At 43.9% G+C, this 17337-nt stretch carries 13 protein-coding genes; 2 read left to right on the plus strand and 11 right to left on the minus strand.

Annotated elements, in window-relative coordinates; all coding sequences use genetic code 11:
• Nucleotides 1–315: 315 nt before the first annotated feature.
• A complete protein-coding gene (locus tag HMPREF2686_RS06830) occupies nt 316–1716 on the minus strand; it encodes a Cof-type HAD-IIB family hydrolase (RefSeq protein ID WP_070449899.1) in 1401 nt (466 codons plus the stop codon).
• A 62-nt stretch (nt 1717–1778) separates the two neighbouring features.
• Here HMPREF2686_RS06830 and HMPREF2686_RS06835 point away from each other — a divergent pair, with 62 nt between their 5' ends.
• The gene (locus HMPREF2686_RS06835; protein WP_070449903.1) at nt 1779–2741 is read left to right on the plus strand and encodes an asparaginase; all 963 of its coding nucleotides are present in this window, start codon (nt 1779–1781) and stop codon (nt 2739–2741) included.
• 288 nt (nt 2742–3029) lie between these two features.
• Here the strand turns inward: HMPREF2686_RS06835 and recG are convergent, their stop codons facing one another.
• The 8 genes from recG to manA form a co-directional block, all read right to left on the minus strand.
• Nucleotides 3030–5045 carry an ATP-dependent DNA helicase RecG gene (gene recG, locus HMPREF2686_RS06840; RefSeq protein WP_049474054.1) on the minus strand — a complete coding sequence of 672 codons (2016 nt, stop codon included), beginning with the start codon at nt 5043–5045 and terminating at the stop codon, nt 3030–3032.
• 60 nt (nt 5046–5105) lie between these two features.
• On the minus strand, nt 5106–6218 hold the full coding sequence (gene alr / locus HMPREF2686_RS06845; protein ID WP_049506485.1) for an alanine racemase: 1113 nt from the start codon (nt 6216–6218) through the stop codon (nt 5106–5108).
• Nucleotides 6205–6570, minus strand: a complete 366-nt coding sequence (acpS, locus tag HMPREF2686_RS06850) for a holo-ACP synthase (protein ID WP_049484011.1) — start codon at nt 6568–6570, stop codon at nt 6205–6207. The genes alr and acpS overlap by 14 nt, the downstream gene beginning before the upstream one ends.
• Before the next feature lie 86 nt (nt 6571–6656).
• Nucleotides 6657–7685, minus strand: a complete 1029-nt coding sequence (locus HMPREF2686_RS06855) for a 3-deoxy-7-phosphoheptulonate synthase (RefSeq protein WP_003014498.1) — start codon at nt 7683–7685, stop codon at nt 6657–6659.
• 52 nt (nt 7686–7737) lie between these two features.
• On the minus strand, nt 7738–10257 hold the full coding sequence (gene secA, locus HMPREF2686_RS06860; RefSeq protein WP_009731577.1) for a preprotein translocase subunit SecA: 2520 nt from the start codon (nt 10255–10257) through the stop codon (nt 7738–7740).
• Between the two features lie 174 nt (nt 10258–10431).
• Nucleotides 10432–12276 carry an APC family permease gene (locus tag HMPREF2686_RS06865; protein WP_070449905.1) on the minus strand — a complete coding sequence of 615 codons (1845 nt, stop codon included), beginning with the start codon at nt 12274–12276 and terminating at the stop codon, nt 10432–10434.
• Nucleotides 12277–12651: 375 nt separating this feature from the next.
• Entirely contained in the window at nt 12652–13392 is a 741-nt protein-coding gene (locus HMPREF2686_RS06870; protein WP_049523116.1) for a MerR family transcriptional regulator, read from the minus strand.
• A 279-nt stretch (nt 13393–13671) separates the two neighbouring features.
• Nucleotides 13672–14616: a mannose-6-phosphate isomerase, class I gene (gene manA / locus HMPREF2686_RS06875; RefSeq protein WP_049522813.1), complete on the minus strand. Its 945-nt coding sequence runs from the start codon at nt 14614–14616 to the stop codon at nt 13672–13674.
• A 115-nt stretch (nt 14617–14731) separates the two neighbouring features.
• Between manA and queG the strand changes: the two genes are divergently transcribed.
• A complete protein-coding gene (gene queG, locus HMPREF2686_RS06880) occupies nt 14732–15871 on the plus strand; it encodes a tRNA epoxyqueuosine(34) reductase QueG (RefSeq protein WP_049522814.1) in 1140 nt (379 codons plus the stop codon).
• A 21-nt stretch (nt 15872–15892) separates the two neighbouring features.
• Here queG and HMPREF2686_RS06885 read toward each other — a convergent pair whose 3' ends face one another.
• Together HMPREF2686_RS06885 and HMPREF2686_RS06890 are read right to left on the minus strand one after the other, a co-directional pair.
• A complete protein-coding gene (locus HMPREF2686_RS06885) occupies nt 15893–16519 on the minus strand; it encodes a GNAT family N-acetyltransferase (RefSeq protein ID WP_070449907.1) in 627 nt (208 codons plus the stop codon).
• An 83-nt stretch (nt 16520–16602) separates the two neighbouring features.
• Nucleotides 16603–17118 (minus strand): phosphatase PAP2 family protein, encoded by a 516-nt coding sequence (locus tag HMPREF2686_RS06890; protein WP_070449910.1) that lies wholly within the window; start codon nt 17116–17118, stop codon nt 16603–16605.
• Between the last annotated feature and the right edge of the window lie 219 nt (nt 17119–17337).

Below are 17337 nucleotides of genomic sequence, written 5' to 3' on the forward strand. Positions count from 1 at the left end.
AACTTTCCTTAGGTGAGTACGGACGTCAGCGACCTTCTTCGAAGTTCCATGACTAAGTTTTGAGCCCCTTCGCTCTTTAATCTCTGGGCTCAGGCTAAAACAGTTTCCCAAACTGTTTTACTCTCAAAACTCCCGAGTGCTAGAAACAATAGTGTTTCTAGCACTTTTCTCACGGCGGAAAGTTTTTCAATATTTTTTATAAATTTTAAAAATAAGAACATATTTCGACTTCTTTGTGGAACACTTTACTTATCTTAGTAAAAAATAGTTTGTCTACATTCTAAAAAAAGTTTGGAACAAAGGTTCCAAACTTTTTTAGTTGTCTTTTTTTGCTTCTTTTTGTTTTGCATGTTTTTCGTAGGCCTTGAGCTGGCGATCGAGTTCTTTTTTGATGGCTGGTTCTGGGGCGTATTTTTCTTCCCAATCATCTGGCTTCAGAATTTTGTGGGTTACTGGATCAAAGTGCGCCTTTCCATCTGGGAAAATCTTGCCCATATTGGCCCGGTGAACAATCTCAAAGACCTCTTCAGGATCGACCCCCATTAGTACAAAGCTACCATAAGTCAGATAGAGGGTATCAATTAAGGCATCAACCTGCCCTACCATGGAGATCTCAGCTGGATGCTTGCTCCGAACCTTATCTGCAGCCTTATCCAAGGCTTCGTGAAGAGCTGCGACCGAGCGGTCAAATTCTTCCTCACTTGTGCTAGCTGCTCGGACAAATTCTACCAACTCCTCTTGCTTGAACATGGTTCGATAAAGGGCGTCTTGAGGCTGCCAAACAACTGGTTTCTCCTGGGTTTCCCCATCCATCACACCATGGAAGGTTTTGACCTTATTGAAGTGATCATCCTTAGAAAGAAAGAGCTCTTTCTCTGAAAGAATACCAAAGTGTTGCAGGGCCTTTTGAATGCCATCCTTGCCATTACTAGTCGTGGTATGCTTGGCAATTGCCTTGACACTGGTCGTCCCATTTCCCATCGCAATAGACAAGCCAACACCTGACAGCATCTCTAAGTCATTATCAGAATCTCCAAAAGCCATCACTTCATCGATGTCAAAGCCAAATTCCTGACCAACGATGCGGATCCCTTCTAGTTTGGAAATGCCTGGGTTGAGGACGTCTGCTGCAAAAGGACTAGACCGTGTGAATTTCAGATCCGGAAACTCTTTTTCAATTTTTGCAGTCTCCTCTGGACTCGATAAGATCAACACTTGGTAGATTGGTTCTTGCGCTAGTGCATAGAGGGTATCCTGATCTTGTGGGACGACCTTGCTGACCACTTTGTTAAATCCTCGACTGACGGTACGGGCCATTTTGCGGGGCACAAAGCGACTGGACCAGGTTGAAATAGGACTCATCCCAAAACTCATGATCCGAGAACCAAATACCCCATCCTTGGTACCGAGAGCAATTTCCTTACGGTGTTCTCGAGCATAGTCAATTAGTTGGTGCAGACTCTTTTTATCGATTGGGCTGGTATACAACACGCGCTCCTTGGTCAAAATATACTGACCATTATAGGTCACAGCAAAATCAAAGCCATAGCGTTCCATAAAAGGTTTGACAAAGGCCGGTCCCCGCCCTGTCGCAAGACCTACATAGATTCCTTCTTCCTTTAAAGACTGAATGGCTTTTTCTGTTGATTTTAGGACCGCTCGACTATCATTGACCAAGGTTCCATCGATATCAAAAAAGACTGCTTTTATTTCCATGTCTACTGTTTCTTTCTTTTTATGATAAAATAAATTATATCACATATTCCAAGGAGCTTCACATGTTTAAGAAAATTTTAGCACTACATACCGGAGGGACCATTTCGATGGCGGCAGATGACTCTGGGGCAGTGATTACCAATGAAGTCAATCCCATGACCCAAGTTACTTCACCAATTGAAGGGATTGCAGTCACCTCAGAGGACTTCTTCAACCTTCCCAGCCCTCAAATGACTCCTCGTCACATGTTAGCCCTGTATCAAAAAATCAAAGAGGAAGCTCACAACTATGATGGCATCGTTATTACCCACGGGACAGATACGCTGGAAGAAACGGCTTATTTTTTGGATACCATGGAGTTACCAGAGATCGGTGTGGTCATTACAGGAGCTATGCGAAGCTCCAACGAGCTCGGAAGCGACGGCGTCTATAATTTTCTGACAGCCCTTCGAGTAGCTGCCGATCCAAAAGCACGCGATAAAGGCGTCTTAGTCGTCATGAACGATGAAATTCATGCGGCCAAGTACGTAACCAAAACCCACACCACCAATGTCAGTACCTTTCAGACACCAACCCACGGCCCTCTGGGGTTGGTCATGAAAAAGGAAATCCTCTTCTTTAAAACTGCTGAGCCAAGGGTGCGCTTTGATCTCGATACCATCGATGGTTTTGTTCCGATCATTGCTACCTATGCAGGGATGAAAACCGATCTGCTGGACATGCTGGATCTTTCAAAGCTCGATGGCCTCATTATCGAAGCCTTTGGAGCAGGAAACATCCCTAAAGAAACGGCACATAAACTCCAAGAATTCATGGATGCAGGTCTCCCAATCGCTTTAGTATCCCGTTGCTTCAATGGAATCGCTGAACCCGTCTACGCATATGAAGGAGGAGGCGTCCAACTCCATCAAGCAGGTGTCTTTTTCATCAAAGAATTAAACGCCCCCAAAGCGCGCATCAAACTCCTCATCGCCCTCAATGCCGGCCTAAAAGGACAAGAACTCAAAGACTATATCGAAGGGTAAACTAAGATACAAAGCCCGTAAAATGCAAAGTGAAAATAGGAAATTGTCGCCGGGAGCGAAGCTCACAAGAGAATTTATCTTTTTCACACAGCATTTAGGGCGTGTTCAATTCGTGTAACGGCAAGCACTATGGTGCCTTGCCTACACGACTCACTAACTCCTCAGGTGGATAGTATCGATCCACCTTCGTCCTGTCGCATTTCATCAAGATACAAAGGGCGTAAAATGCCATCTTAAAGGGAGTAGAGTGGAATCCAAAGAATTTCCACTCTACTCCCTTTTTATACTCTAGTCTAAATGTTCTTTCTTTTCTAAGTAAAGCGAGAGCAAATGCCAATCGGGGTGTTCGCGCCAATTTGGTGTAGCTACGATCTGGCTAGCAACTTTCCTTGCTTCTTCCAGAATGGGATAATCTTCTACCAAATCAGCCACTTGAAACTCTGGGATCCCCGATTGACGGGTTCCAAAGATTTCACCTGAACCTCGCATTTTCAAATCTTCTTCCGCTAGCACAAACCCATTGGTCGTCTCTGTCATAATTTTCATGCGCTGCTTGCCACTATCTGTCTTAGGATTGGCTACTAGAATAGCATAGGATTGCTTGTTTCCCCGACCAACCCGGCCTCGTAGCTGGTGAAGCTGGCTAAGACCAAACCTATCTGCATCCATAATGACCATAACGGTTGCATTGGGTACGTTGACTCCTACTTCAATAACGGTCGTAGACACCAAAACATCGACTTGGTGCTCTTTAAAGGCCTGCATGATGGCATCTTTTTCTTCACTTTTCATCTTCCCGTGAAGCAGAGAAACGCGTGCTCGCTGCCCAAAGAAGGTCTCTAGCTCTTCTTGGAGGGCAAGGGCGTTTTTCAAATCTAGCGCCTCTGACTCCTCAATCAATGGAGAAATAAAGTAGGCTTGAGAACCTTTGCCAAGTTCTTTGACTAACCAGTCGAGGACCACTTCTAACTGCTCATGCTTGACCCAACGTGTGATGATTTCCTTGCGTCCCGCAGGCATCTGATCAATGATGGACACATCCATATCTCCAAAGGCTGTAATAGCCAAGGTCCGGGGAATAGGGGTAGCCGTCATCATCAGGACGTCTGGATTTTGTCCCTTTTCTCGAAGAATACGACGTTGGGAAACCCCAAAGCGATGCTGTTCATCAATAATGACCAAGCCTAGATCTTGGTAGTGAACTCCCTCTTGAATCAAGGCATGTGTCCCCACAATCAATTGGGCTTTTCCTGAGGCGATCTCTTCTAAGACTTCTCGTTTCTCAGCCGCCTTTAATCCTCCTGTTAGAAGGGCAATTGGCAAATCTGGAAAAAGATTTTGCAAGCTTTCCTTGTGTTGCTCTGCCAAAATCTCCGTTGGAACCATCAAGGCAGCTTGCTTCCCAGCGCTTAAGGCTGCATACATAGCAAGACCGGCCACGACTGTCTTCCCGCTTCCCACATCCCCTTGTAAGAGGCGGTTCATATGATAAGGAGAGGCCATATCTGTCAAGATTTCATTCAGGCTGTTTTCTTGAGCTTGCGTTAGCTCAAAAGGAAGCTGTTTTTTTCGTTCTGCTAATTTTTCTGGATTCCAGGCCAAGGAAATCCCTTGGCTGGCATCGTGATTTTCTTCTTTTAGCACTTGGAGTTGCAGCTGGAAAAAGAGGAGCTCTTCAAATTTTACCCGGCGAAGGGCTTGCTTGTACTCTGCCAGATCCTTAGGAAAATGCATAGCTTGCACTGCTTGGGAACGAGACATGAGTTGATAACGCTCTCGTAAGATTTGGGGCACATTCTCTTCTAAAAGCTGGTCCAAGCCCTGGTCGAACGCTATTTTGATCAATTTCACCAGGCTGTTTTGGCTCACTCCTTGCGTCACCCGATAGACTGGCTGCAAATCATCTTCAACTTGAGCCAGGAGTTTCATCCCTGTCAAACTGCCTTTGGCCTTGTCCCATTTTCCAAAAATCGCCACTGTCTGCTGAACCTCAATTTTGTCTGCTAGATAGGGTTGGTTGAAAAAATTAACCGCAATCACTTGGTCTCCCTGTTTGATGGAAAAACGCAAGCGATTTCGTTTGTAGCCATAATATTGGACATTGGCTGGTGTTGCTACCACCCCAGAGATGACAGCTTTTTCCCCATCTTCCAATTCTAAAACATTGCGCGTTTTGAAGTCTTCATAGCGAAAGGGGAAATACAAAAGCAGATCTTCTAAGGTTTCAATCCCTAACTTTTTAAATTTGTCCGCCGATTTTGGACCGACTCCAGGCAGTACGGATAAGGGTTGGTGTAGATTCATTTCTCCTCCTTTCTTTTATAAAAAAGCAGGTCCATCCGGTAAAATCCCACCTGCTTCTTCTTATTCTTCACCTGTATAGTCACGAGGAATCCGATCACTCAAGAGACAGACCACTTCATAATTAATGGTCCCACGGTAATCTGCAACCTCTGTTGCCGTAATTTCTTTTTCTCCATCTCGGCCAATTAGGGTAACCTTGGTCCCCAGAGGCAATTCTTCTGGAAGGCGAACAGTAATCTGGTCCATCGAAACGCGACCAACAATGGGACAATAGTCCCCCTTAATCAGCACATGAAAGTTTTGCATCTCTCGGATCCAACCATCCGCATAGCCGATAGGAATCGTCCCGATCCATTGGGGTTCTTCTGTCGTATAGGTTGCTCCGTAGCCAATATCTTGACCAGCTTCTAATTGTTTCACATGAACTAACTCACTCACCAAACTCAAGGCTGGCTTGATTTCATAAGGCAAGGCTAACACAGATCCGCTCGGATTCAAGCCATACATGACATCTCCCAAGCGCACAGCTGTGAAAATCGTATCCGCATGCCACAAAGAGGTGGCAGAATTACTGGCATGGACAATAGGAGGAAGGGTTTCAAGAGCAGCCAATACTTCTTTGAAAAACTGGTATTGCGCTTGAAATTTTCGATCATCTGCCTCATCTGCTGTCGCAAAATGAGTAAAGATCCCTTCAATCTCAGCTCCAGCTGCTAAGAGGAGGCGTTCAGCCTCTTTGATCTCTTCGATAGTTCTGAATCCAATCCGCCCCATTCCTGAATCCACCTTAATATGGACCTTCAATCCTGAAAGATCTGCTTCTTGTCCAAGCAATTGGTCCAACCAAGCAAGACTAGCCACCGTTAAGCGGATGTCATGCTCTTTGGCTAGATTCACTGTTTCACTTGGCACAACTCCCAAAATCAAAAGAGGGTGTTGCAAGCCTTCTTCACGGATTTCAAGGGCTTCATCCATATTGGAAACACAAAAACCATCTACCTGAGGTGCCAATTTTTTGGTCACCGCAACAACCCCATGACCATAGGCGTTGGCCTTGACGACTGCATATTTCAAGGCTTGACTTGGAATATGCTCACTGACTTGTTGCACATTAAAGGCAATGGCATCCAAATCGACTCTTGCAACCGTTGGTCTATGTTTACTTGCTTTCATTTTCTTCCTCCAAAATGACACTGGTCGACACTAGGTCTCCCTTATGACTGATCGAAATCCATACCTTCCCAGAAAAAGGAGACTTGGAAAAATAGGGAGCTCCGTGGGCATCATTTAAAATTTCTAACTCTTGAAAACCAACCGGTCCAATCCCTGTTCCCATTGCCTTTGAAAAGGCTTCTTTGGCGGACCATCGGCCCGTTAAAAATTCCATTTTCCGTTTTCCAGACAATTCCTCAAAGCGCTCTCGCTCAGCCTCGGTTAAGACTTTTTCAGCGAATCGGGTATTCTTCTGATAGGCTTTTTCAATCGCAGCAATCGATTCGATATCGATGCCATGTCCTTTGATCATCTTGTTTTATCCTTATTTATCGTTTCAGTATCGTTTTACTGACAAAAGAGAAGGGGCTAAAGAATCACTCCTTCCGCCCCTGCCTTTTACTTATTCATCGTTGCAATTTCTTTGACCAAGGCCTGTGTTTTTTCCCAACCCAGGCAAGGGTCTGTGATGGATTGACCATAAACCACTGGTTCATTTTGACGGCCATCTTCTAGATAGGATTCAATCATGAAACCACGAACTAAAGTTGCCAAATCCTTGTTCCAAGCACGGTTCATCATGGTTTCTCTCACGATGCGTACTTGCTCTTCGAATTGTTTGCCAGAGTTGTCATGGTTGGTATCCACCAGGATGAAGGGATGTTGCAAGCCCATTTCGCTATAGCGTTTTGCTGCCGCTAGCAAATCTTCATAATGGTAGTTTGGAATATTCTTACCACTTGCATCCAAGCCCCCACGAAGGATCGCATGGGCTAAAGGATTTCCTGAGGTTTCCACTGCTTGGGCATTGAACAAAAAGTTTTGGGGATGTTGGGCTGCATAAATCGCATTGAACATGACAGAAAGATTTCCAGAAGTTGGATTCTTCATGCCTGTCGGAGCAGAGATCCCACTAGATACAAAGCGGTGCTCCTGGTCTTCAACTGAACGCGCTCCAATGGCATGATAAGAAATCAAATCCTCAACATACGGAAGACTTGCTGGATAAAGCAACTCATCCGCAGTTGTCAAACCAGTTTCTGTAATCACACGGTAGTGGAGATGTCGGACCGCTTTCAAACCGTCCACAAAGCTTGGTGCTGCATGTGTATCTGGTTGGTGCATCAAGCCTTTATAGCCATCCCCATTGGTCCGAGGCTTAGCCGTATAGACCCGCATCACAATGAAAATCTGATCTTTGACTTGCTCTTGTAAGTCTGCCAAGCGACGGGCATAGTCCATCACAGCTTCTTCATTATCAGAAGAGCAAGGCCCGATCACAAGAAGGATCCGTTGGTCTTCTCCTTTGATAATAGCTTCCAATTCTCGATCACGCGCTTCTTTACGCTCCAAGGCTGGACCTTCCAAGCGGTAAAGCGAAGTGATCTCTTGCTCATCAATCTTATTGCTCTTCGTAATGAATACCATACGGCCTCCTTATGCTAGCTAGACCCATCCTCTTTATATTTCAGAGGAGCTCTTAAAATTTACGTCCGTGACAGTTTTTGAATTTCTTACCTGAACCACAAGGGCACAAATCGTTGCGTTTCACTTGTGACAAGTCAATATCTGCTGGAATATCTTGTTGTTGCGCTGCAATGTTGCGAGTCGCAGTTGTTGAAATACTGTGTTCCGTACGTGGACGTTCTTGTTCGTGAATTTGGGCTTTCATCATGAGACGAGTCACATCAAATTCAATCGATCCAATCATATCGTTAAACATACGGAAACTTTCTGATTGGTATTCTACCACTGGGTTATTTTGCGCATACCCACGGAGTCCAACCGCATTTCGCAATTGATCCAAAGCATCGATATGGTCCGTCCACTTGCTGTCCACCACACGAAGGATCAAGACTTTTTGGAATTCTTGCACAGACTCTTCGTCACGCAATTTCGCTACTTGGCTAGCATAGATTTCTTCTGCACGTGCATACAAGTAATCGATAACTTCCTTGTCAGATTTTCCTTCAATATCGCTTGCAGAAATGGTATCTTCCGGAACCAAATTGTATTTGGCAAAGTTCAGAATCGCTTCAACGCGTTCTTCCTTGCTTGAGTGGCTGGCCCCTTCAACAATCCGTTTGATGGTCCGTTTGATCATGGCCTTGATTTCAGGTGCCAAGTCACGGTTAGCTGTGATGACATCATAGCGTTCAGCGTAGATAATTTCCCGTTGTTCCCGCATCACGTCATCGTATTGAAGGACTTGTTTACGGGTATCGTAGTTGTTTCCTTCAACCCGTTTTTGAGCACCCTCTACCTGACGGGTGAACATGTTTGAACGGATCACTGATTCTTCTTCACTCAACTTGAAGCGATCAAGCACTGCTTTGATCCGTTCAGAACCGAAACGACGCATCAATTCATCTTCAAGAGACAAGTAGAATTGAGATTCACCTGGATCCCCTTGACGTCCTGAACGTCCACGAAGCTGGTTATCAATCCGACGGCTTTCGTGACGTTCTGTCCCGATGACACAAAGTCCACCGAGTTCGCGAACACCTTCACCAAGCTTGATGTCGGTACCACGTCCGGCCATGTTGGTAGCAATGGTAACAGCACCACGTTGACCAGCGTTCATGATAATTTGCGCTTCTTTGTAGTGGTTTTTCGCATTCAAAACTTCGTGAGGGACACCTGCTTGAACCAACAATTGAGAAAGGTAATCACTGGTTTCAACGGCAACGGTACCTACTAGGACTGGCTGTCCTTTTTCATGACGAGACTTGACATCTTCCACAACAGCCTTGAATTTTGATTTCAAGCTTGGGTAGAGAAGGTCTGGATGGTCAATACGGGCAATCGGACGGTTGGTTGGAATTGGAATCACGCGAATGTTATAAATTTCACGGAATTCTTCTTCTTCAGTTTTCCCTGTCCCTGTCATCCCTGACAACTTCTTGTACATACGGAAGAGGTTTTGGTAAGTAATCGACGCAGATGTTTTGGTTTCTTCTTGAACTGGAACACCTTCTTTGGCTTCAATCGCTTGGTGAAGTCCATCAGAATAGCGACGTCCTTCCATGGTCCGACCAGTAAATTGGTCGACGATCAAGATTTCTTGATCTTCGCTGACCACATAGTCGATATCCAAAATCATGATGTAGTTGGCACGAAGGGCATTGTCGATAAAGTGAGTCAAAGCTACGTTTTCAATATCGTACAAGTTTTCAAGATTAAAGTAGCTTTCTGCTTTATCGATTCCTGAATCAGACAAACCGATGGTTTTAGATGGGACGTCGATAATGTAATCATCCTCGTTTAAGGTCTTCACATAAGCATCCGCCATGTGGTAAAGCTGGCTCGTATCAGAAGCTGTTTGACCAGAAACGATCAACGGCGTACGCGCTTCGTCAATCAAGATGGAGTCTACCTCATCGACCAAGGCATAGTTCAATGGACGTTGAACCATGTTTTCAGCACGCACAACCATGTTGTCACGCAAGTAGTCAAACCCGATCTCTGAGTTGGTTGAGTAAGTGATATCACAGAGGTAAGCTTCTTTTTTCTCAGCTGGAGATTTTGCTGCAAGGTTGATCCCTACTGAAAGGCCAAGCCATGAGTATAGTTCTCCCATCTCTGTTGCATCCCGCTCTGTCAAGTATTCATTGACGGTGACAACGTGCACCCCTTTGCCAGACAAGGCATTCAAGTATACCGGCATGGTTGCTGTCAGGGTTTTTCCTTCCCCTGTACGCATCTCTGGTACGTCACCATGGTGAAGGACGATTCCTCCCATGACCTGAACCTTGTATGGGAACAAACCAAGAACCCGTTTTGCAGCTTCACGAACAACTGCAAAAGCCTCGTACAAGAGATCATCCAAAGACTCACCATCTTGGTAGCGTTGCTTAAACTCAACTGTTTTCGCTTTTAATTCGTCATCCGTCAAAGCTGCCATTTGGTCTTCATAAGAAAAGACCTTGTCAGCCATTTTTTCAAGGCGTTTGATTTCGCCTCGATCATTTTCAATAATTGTTTTTAATAAATTTGCCATTTTTTTCCTTACTTTGAATTTTTCAAAATCTAAAATGTTCTTTTTATTTTAGCATTTTTTAAACATTTTTTCAAGATCAAGGCTGTATCTTACAAGACTTTCGAGTGGTTTTTTTCGTGTAAGAAAATCCAAAAAGATGCCTGCTCAAGCAGACATCTTTTCTATATACGGTGTTTATTCAGACAAATGGTAAGAATAGCTTGCCACAACCACTTCTTCATGCCAACGAAGTGCATACTTCAATTTCAAACTCATTTGGTTGTGGAGAATATTTTGCCAATGTTTTTTAGGGATAAATTGAGGGACTAAGACTGTAACGGTGTTGCCTTTTTCCTTGGCCTCCTCAGCTACTTTTGAGACAAATTCAACCGTTGGCTGGATAATATCCCGGTAACTGGTCATGACATTTTCAAAGCGAATATGAGGGAAATACCGCTTAAATTCTTCTGCTACCTCAGCGTCTTTAACCTTGGTTTCTTCCGTTGAGACATGCATAGCTATAACATCGTTTCCTAGGCTATTTGCATAACTCATAGCTCCCACACTTACCTGAGTGACATTCCCAACAAGGACAATCACGGTATTGCCCGCATAACTTGTCTTTTCAATCTTACCTCCCAAGCGCAATTGGGCTGCAACTTTATCATAGTGATTACGGATACTCAAGAACATCCAAAGCAAGAGACCAATAATAGGGAAGAAGGGCCAGATCTCACGCAAACGGAATAATAAGAGGATCAAGACAATCCCATAACAGATGGCTGCCCCCAGGATATTGGCAAGCGAATACTTAAGAAATCCTTTTTGATATTGGCGTTTCCAGTGGATCACCATCCCTGTTTGAGAAAGGGCAAAAGGAATGAAGACCCCGATGGTATAAAGCGGAATCAAGCTTTCTGTTTGCCCATCAAAGATCAAGAGCAAAACGATGGCACCAATCGCCAAGGTCAAAATCCCATTAGAATAGCCCAGACGATCCCCTTTTTCCATATACATGTGTGGCATGTATTTATTTTTAGCCATGTTAAAGGCCAACATTGGAAAGGCTGAGAAACCGGTATTAGCCGCAACTGCCAAGATCAAGGCTGTTGATAATTGGAAGACGTAAAAGAAGGCTTGTCCGACTGGGGAATTCCCTAAGATGGCTTGGGCCATTTGGGCTAGAGTTGTTACCCCTTTTGCCGGAACGACACCCACCCAGTAATTGAGGAAGGTAATCCCTGCAAACATGATCCCCAAAATCAAAGCCATGATGGTCAAGGTAGAGGCTGCATTCTTTGCTTTTGGTTTCTTAAAGAAAGGAACCGAATTGGAGATGGCTTCAACCCCTGTTAGTGAAGCCGATCCACTCGTAAAGGCCCGCAATAAGAGAATGACACTAACCCCTGAAATGGTTTGACCCACATGAGCAGTTGCGTTATAGGCCAAGTGACCCGTCAAGATTTGGATCACACCATAGCCGATCAAGGCAATGGTACTGACAATGAACAGATAGACCGGAATCATCAAGGATGTAGCTGATTCGCGTAGCCCCCGAAGGTTCATCAGCATCAAAATCAAGACCAACAAAATGGAAATGTGAAGATTATAAGGATGAAGAGATGGAATCGCTGACGTGATGGCATCTGCACCGGAAGAAACAGATACTGCTACCGTCAGCATGTAGTCGACTAAGAGACTACCACCAGCGATCAAACCCGCTTTGGGAGACAAGTTCTCCGTAGTCACCATGTAGGCCCCTCCCCCTTGAGGGTAGGCATGAATGACCTGGCGATAAGAAATCGTTAAACTGGCTAGGAGAATCAGGACCACAATCCCAATCGGAATAGACCACCAAATGGCTCCCGCTGAAACGGTCATCAAGACCAGGATAACTTGCTCTGGACCGTAGGCGATAGAAGAAAGCGCGTCACTAGAGAGCATGGCCAAGGCCTGCATTTTCCCTAGCAATCCGCCTTCACCTTCTGCACCAGATTTCAACGGACGGCCAATAAACCATTTTTTCAATGTTGAAAACATAAAAAACTCCTTGAAAAAAGATCATGAGGCCGGGAATTCCCTGCCTCTTTTTCATAAAACTGGGGTTATTCTACTCTTTTTTTTCAAGACTGTCAACTGAAATTGTGAAATCTTCGTAAAGTTTTCATTGTGTTCATTTATCCAACCTCTCTTAGATCAGCCAGCTTCTTTTCAAATTGATCCAAGCAAAAAACGAGGCTAGGACAAAAATCCTAGCCTCTCAATTATTTTTGGATTGTAGAGCAAGACGCAGTGGGTGAGTGGGCTCTACTACGCTGATTTCATCATCTTTTACAGCCCTACACAACTGTGCGGAGGTGGGACGACGAAATCGAATTCTAACGAATTACCGATTTCTGTCCCACTCTCTCTTTTTTATTTGGGTTGATGTGCCACATAGTGGGCAATGACATCCGAAGTGTACTGGGCTGTGCCAGCTCCAAACTTGTCGATGTTTTCCTTGAATTCTGGGTTATAGACATAGCCTTTGCCGATATGGCCAAAAACCTCTATAGAGCAGTCAAATCCATACGTTCGAATTGCTTCTAAAAGTTTAGCTGCCTGATTTTGATTTTCATTTGCGGATACGGATAGACCATCTTTGAGATTTTGCGCCAAAGTTTGAAAAACTTGGTTGAAGGCTTCCGTAGCCTCATCTTCACGCCCCTTTTGGCGCTCAAGCGCTTGGTCCATGACTTCTTGACCGTACTTCTCTACCGCCTCTTGCTGGTATTTTTGAGTATCTTGATAGCTAAATCCAGTGAATTTTTCCTCAATGGTCATTTTTCTTTCTCCTTTTTGTTCTTGAATGGTTTTTTGCAAGGTAGAAATCAAGGTATCCAGACGTTGTCTTTCTTGAGTCAAATAGTCCAACTGTTTGGTCAAATGGGGCAATAAGTTAGCTTTTTCTTCAGCTAAGAGTTCTGCTATTTGGTCTAAGGAAAATCCTAGATACTTGTAGTAGAGAATCACCTGTAATCGTTCTAAATCTTCTTGACTGTATGTCCGATAACCATTTTCAGATTTCACAGGAACGAGAAGTCCTATCTTGTCATAGTGGTGCAAGGTCTTGACAGAGACACCCGACAGCTCTGCAGCTTCTTTGATATGGTACATGATTTCCTCCTTGTACTCAATGAAAATCAAAGAGCAAACTAGGAAGCTAGCCGCAGGTTGCTCAAAGCACTGCTTTGAGGTTGTAGATAGAACTGACGAAGTCAGTAACATATATACGGTAAGGCGACGCTGACGTGGTTTGAATTTGATTTTCGAAGAGTATTACAAGGATAGTATAACCCCTCCCCTTAGGTCAGAGTCAAGGCTTAACATAAAAAAAGTTTTCAGATAAAAAAGGCTTGAGTTGTTTCACAACTTTTAACTCAAACCCTTTCTTTTTTATGGATGACTCACGATCAATTCTAAACCTTGCCCTTCCAAAGTCCAAGATTCAACATCGCTCGGTAAGATAAAGTGACTTCCTTTTCGAATAGGATAATCCTTTCCATCTACCGTCAATTTTCCTTCTCCGGCTAAGACGCTTAACAAGCTGTAATCAGCAGTCTTTTCAAAATCAGCTTTTCCAGTCAGTTCCCACTTATAAACGGTGAAGAAGTCACTTGCAACCAAGGTGGTCATTCGAAGATCATCGACAACAACTGTATCTGGATGACTATTTGCCGGCTCACCGATGTTTAACACATCAATCGATTTTTCCAAGTGAAGCTCCCGCAAGTTTCCTTGAGCATCCTTGCGGTCAAAATCATAAACCCGGTAGGTGGTGTCACTCGACTGTTGGGTTTCAAGAATCAAAATTCCAGAACCAATGGCGTGCATGGTCCCGCTTGGCACATAGAAGAAATCTCCAGCCTTGACTGGAACCTTTGTCAGCAAAGCATCCCAGTTCTTGTCCTCAATTTGCTGACGGAGTTCTTCTTTTGACTTGGCATTGTGTCCATAGATAATCTCAGATCCTTCATCAGCCGCAATCACATACCAACACTCAGTTTTTCCAAGTTCTCCTTCATGTTCCATTGCATAGGTATCATCTGGGTGCACCTGTACACTGAGCCAATCGTTGGCATCCAAAATCTTTGTTAATAAAGGAAAGACAGGCTCTTTACGATTACTGAATAATTCCCGGTGCTCTTGATAGAGCTGATCCAATCCCATTCCTTCGTATGGACCATTGGCTACTTTAGAAACACCATGTGGATGGGCTGAAATCGCCCAAAATTCACCGACATGGTCGCTCGGAATTTCGTAACCAAATTCTTCTTTCAGACGAGTTCCTCCCCAAATTTTTTCCTGCATGACTGAATGTAAAAATAATGGTTGTCCCATAATATCCTCCTCGCATTTCATGTTTCTATTATACAAAAAAAAGAAAGTTTTTGAAAGCCCTTCCCATTATTTTCCTCTCTCGCCAAAAACTTCATTTTTGTGTATAATGAAAGGGATGACACTAAAAGAAAATATTATCCAACTGGCGCATTCTATTGGGATTTCAAAAATTGGATTTACAACTGCTGATGACTTTGCTTATTTGGAAAAATCGCTCCGCTTGGCCGTTGAGGAAGGACGGAATTCTGGATTCGAGCATAAGAATATTGAAGAGCGCATCCAACCCAAATTAAGTCTCTCCTCCGCAAAGACCATCATCTCAATCGCTGTCGCCTACCCCCACAAACTCAAGCAACAACCTCAAAAAACAGCCTATAAAAGAGGAAAATTCACTCCAAACAGCTGGGGGTTAGACTACCATTATGTCCTTCAAGACAAGCTCAACCGCTTAGCTACTGGGATTGAAGAAATGACGCAGGATTTTGAATACAAGGGCATGGTCGATACTGGAGCATTGGTTGATACGGCTGTCGCCCAACGAGCAGGGATTGGCTTTATCGGAAAAAATGGCTTGGTCATTTCAAAAGAATACGGTTCTTACATGTTTCTGGGCGAATTGATTACCAACCTCGAAATCGAACCGGATCAGCCAGTCGACTATGGTTGTGGAGACTGTCGGCGTTGTTTAGATGCTTGCCCAACCTCCTGTTTAATCGGAGATGGCTCTATGAATGCCAAGCGTTGTTTGTCCTTCCAAACCCAAGACAAGGGCATGATGGACCTAGAATTTCGCAAGAAAATTAAAACGGTCATCTATGGATGTGACATCTGTCAGATTAGCTGCCCTTATAACAAAGGGCTAGATAATCCCTTGGCAACAGAAATCGATCCTGATCTGGCTCATCCAGAGTTGATTCCCTTTATCGAACTGTCCAACGGTCAATTTAAGGAAAAATTCGGGAACGTTGCTGGAAGCTGGCGAGGCAAAAATATCCTCCAGCGCAATGCCATTATCGCACTAGCCAATGCCAATGACCGCTCGGCCATTCCTAAGCTCCTGAACATCATCGAAACTTCACAAAATCAGATTCATATTGCAACGGCTATCTGGTCTTTAGGGCAACTGCTCCGTGAAGTCACGCCGGACCTTGTTGAGCTCTTACGGAATATCAAACATCCGACGGATGCCATCATAGAAGAACGAACTGCTTTCTTTGAAAAATTCAGTGTTCAAGCAGATTCACAGCTACAATGAAAAAACACTAAGGTTGTATCCTTAGTGTTTTTTTAGTTCCTTCAAGAAATACCAACTACCCATCTCTACTTGGTTAAAGCTAATCTCACTTGAATAGACTTCCTTGTAACCATTTTTCGTGTAAAAATAGACATTTCCTTTGGTATTGGTATAAAAGGCTAGTTTTTCCCCTTTGATCCCTTCCAAGAAAGGCTCAATTCCTTCTGTCATAAAGCGACTGCCATAGCCCTGCCGTTGGTGTTTAGGGGCGACTGCGAGAAGCATCAAATACCAATCAAAGTCTACATTTTGCTCCAATTCCTTATCCGTGTCCTCCATAAATTTAAAATAGGACAACATATTCTTCAAGGAAATAAACTTGAGCAAACCGAATCCCCCATTTAAGAGATAGGCTCGAAAAGGAATCGGTCCCTTTTGTAACAAAGCAACTGCATAAATTTCATCGTTCTTTTCTGCCACAAGGCAAATATGGTGCTTGAGAAAAACCTTTACCAAGATGCGCATCATGGCCTCAACAAAGGCAGGATACTGCTTGGGATCACGCACCAAATCTTTGATGACTTTTAAAAATAGATACTCCTCAAAAGCTGTACTGGCTACTCGAACCACCTGACCCAGATCTGCTTTTTTTGCTTTTCTGTACTTCATTTTCTCTCCTATTCTAAATCTACTTTCCAGTATACACTATCCTTCACTCTTACACAAAGGTCAATTTTTAGGAATTTGTTCATTCAAACCAGCAAAAAGAGTCCTCCCCAGACGAGTCCCAATCCCCAAGCGACGAGAACGTCCTTGGGATAATGAACTCCTCCAAGAACTCGGACAAGGGCTAATAGAAGAGATAGGAGCATCGAGCACATTCCTAGCGGAAGAGACAACTGGCAGACACACATGGAGATAATGGTCGCCGAAAAAACATGTCGGCTAGGAAAGGAATGACCGGATGAATTTTTTTCTAATAATGGTTGAATCTCCCATTTTTCATAAGGTCTTGGAACATTGACCCAATGACGAAAGAGGCTAAACAAGACAAAACCCGAAGCAGGGATCCAGATAAAAGGCCAGATTCCTCCCATTGAAGTTTTCTTTAAAAACAGCCAACAAAAGACCAGGCCGTAGATGCCTGGCATGGCGAACGTCAAGATTCGATTCGTCCTTTGAAGGACCTGCACACGATGTGGTTTTCTCGTAAAAGGCAGGGTTAGCCAACGATAAAATTTCGGATAATCTTGAAGATTGGGCTTCATGTCGGCACTCCTGTCTTTCATCTTATTTTATACTACTAGTATACGCGATCCTAAGAAATACTGTCAAGCCAGGCTTATTTTTTATCCTTTCTTTCTTCTTTTTCACATGATTTAGCACTAAAATCTGATGATTTATCATTTTTCTGTCTCCAAGAAACCTCTTTTCCATTACTATTATCGATAAAGAAATGAGGCTGGGACAAAAGTCCTAGCCTCTCA

Origin of the sequence: Streptococcus sp. HMSC057G03, from assembly GCF_001808745.1 — a bacterium.
GTDB classification, from domain to species: Bacteria; Bacillota; Bacilli; order Lactobacillales; family Streptococcaceae; genus Streptococcus; species Streptococcus parasanguinis_Z.